Consider the following 1,884-nt stretch of genomic DNA (forward strand, 5'->3'; position numbering starts at 1 on the left):
GTATAAAGTTCAAAAAAATCGACCTGATTACTCCATACTAAAAGTAGCACTCAAAGAGGGACAAAACCGTGAGCTTCGCCGTTTTTTTGCCCATTTTGGAGCTGAAGTTGCCGACTTGAAGCGTCTTAGTTTTGCTGAAATAGAGTTAAATAACCTGCCAACAGGAAAAACACGATACCTCACACGCAGTGAATACTCTGCTTTATATAAATTTTTAAAAGCAGAAAAAAGACGCATAAAAGAAGAACAAAGATACCAAGACAGAGATTAAAAAGTGGACTTTACACACCTTTTACGCCCTGTTAATTTTGATGATATTGTAGGTCAAAAGCATTTAGTGCAAGAGGGAGTGCCACTGCGTTTACTTTGTGAAAAAGAGGCACTTGGACATAGCTTTTTTTATGGACCTGCTGGTGTGGGAAAGACATCATTGGCAAGGGTTATTGCCAAGAGTATGCAACTCCCTTTTTATGAGCTAAATGCAACTTCTCTCAAAATAGAACAGCTACGAAAAATATTTGAACAGTACAAAAATGCCCTACAAAAACCACTTATATTTATAGATGAGGTTCATAGACTCTCTAAAAATCAGCAAGAAGTTCTGCTTCCTGTTATGGAAAACAACTCCGTGTTAGTTATAGGTGCTTCAACTGAAAACCCTTTCTTCTCTTTAACATCTGCCATTCGTTCCCGCTCTATGCTTTTTGAACTAAAACCTATCTCAAATGAGAGTTTATATAATTTACTTCTGCGTGCAATATTAAAGGGCGATGTAGAGATAGAAGATGATGCAAAAGAGTACCTTGTTTTAAGTAGTGGTGGTGATGCTCGTGCCATGTTAAAGCTTTTAGAGTTTGCTTCAAACGCAGCGAATACAATAACACTTGCACTTTTAAAATCTTTGCGTCCAAATGCTCTGCAAGCTGGAAGTAGTGAAGCTGGTGTACATTATGATTTGGCATCTGCCATGATTAAGTCTATTCGTGGCAGTGATGCTGATGCTGCTATTTACTATCTTGCTAGATTAATTGAGGGTGGAGAGAGTGCTGACTTTATTGCTAGGCGTTTGGTAATCTTAGCGAGTGAAGATGTGGGAAATGCAAACCCACAAGCACTCACACTCACAACCTCTACACTCACAAGTGTTAGTAAAATAGGCTACCCAGAAGCGAGAATAATCTTAGCACAAGCCGTCATTTATCTTTGTGCTTCGCCAAAGTCAAACGCAGCATATTTGGCGATTAACAAAGCACTGCAAAGTGTACGAGATGGAAAAATTCTTGAAATTCCAAAAAATATTTCACAGCAAAATGAGGGTTATCTTTATCCACATGATTTTGGGGGATATGTCAAGCAAGAGTATTTGAGTGAGCCACTGCATTTTGTGGAACTTAAAGAGATTGGGTATGAAAAGAAGATGAAGGAGTGGCTACAAGCAATAAAATCTTAAGTTCGTCTATGCTAACATAATAAAATTAAAGGTTGAAAATGGACATCGTAACATCAGGAAACAGCGTAACTATTACAGGTAATATTAAAACTATTGGAGATTATCAGACAATAAAAGATACTCTTGAGGAGTTAGTAGCTAGTTCAAAAAACATAACTATCATTATTAAAGATTCTATCTCTATCACATCATCAGTTATTGGGTATTTAACAAAATTGGTGCAAAAGGACAATATTGATATTCAAATCAGAGTAGGAGATGCAAATCTTTATGAACTTTTTGATGAAATTAATCTTGTGCAACTCTTTAAAGTAAGTAGGGAGAGATAATGACTATTAAAGGCAAATTAAATCTTATAACGGGCATTGTTGTCTCTTTTGCGCTTGTGATTATTATTGCAACAGTTGTTACAGCTTATAACAAAGAAGTAGTAA

General features: G+C 36.4%; 2 protein-coding genes and 1 pseudogene. All 3 read left to right on the top strand.

From position 1 onward, the window contains the following. Positions 1 to 271 (top strand): annotated as a pseudogene (locus tag MVY38_RS10135) (rRNA pseudouridine synthase); the annotation flags it as partial. A 3-nt stretch (positions 272 to 274) separates the two neighbouring features. After that, complete coding sequence (locus tag MVY38_RS10140; RefSeq protein WP_297485832.1) at positions 275 to 1,450, top strand: replication-associated recombination protein A; 1,176 nt, start codon at positions 275 to 277, stop codon at positions 1,448 to 1,450. A gap of 38 nt (positions 1,451 to 1,488) precedes the next feature. After that, on the top strand, positions 1,489 to 1,779 hold the full coding sequence (locus tag MVY38_RS10145) for a hypothetical protein (RefSeq protein WP_297485834.1): 291 nt from the start codon (positions 1,489 to 1,491) through the stop codon (positions 1,777 to 1,779). Positions 1,780 to 1,884: the final 105 nt, after the last annotated feature.

Source organism: Sulfurimonas sp., from assembly GCF_027056685.1.
Lineage (GTDB): Bacteria > Campylobacterota > Campylobacteria > Campylobacterales > Sulfurimonadaceae > Sulfurimonas.

Bases quoted from the DNA above. Each gene is read 5' to 3' on its own strand.
- MVY38_RS10145 (WP_297485834.1), top strand. From the start codon at position 1,489: ATGGACATCGTAACATCAGGAAACAGCGTAACTATTACAGGTAATATT.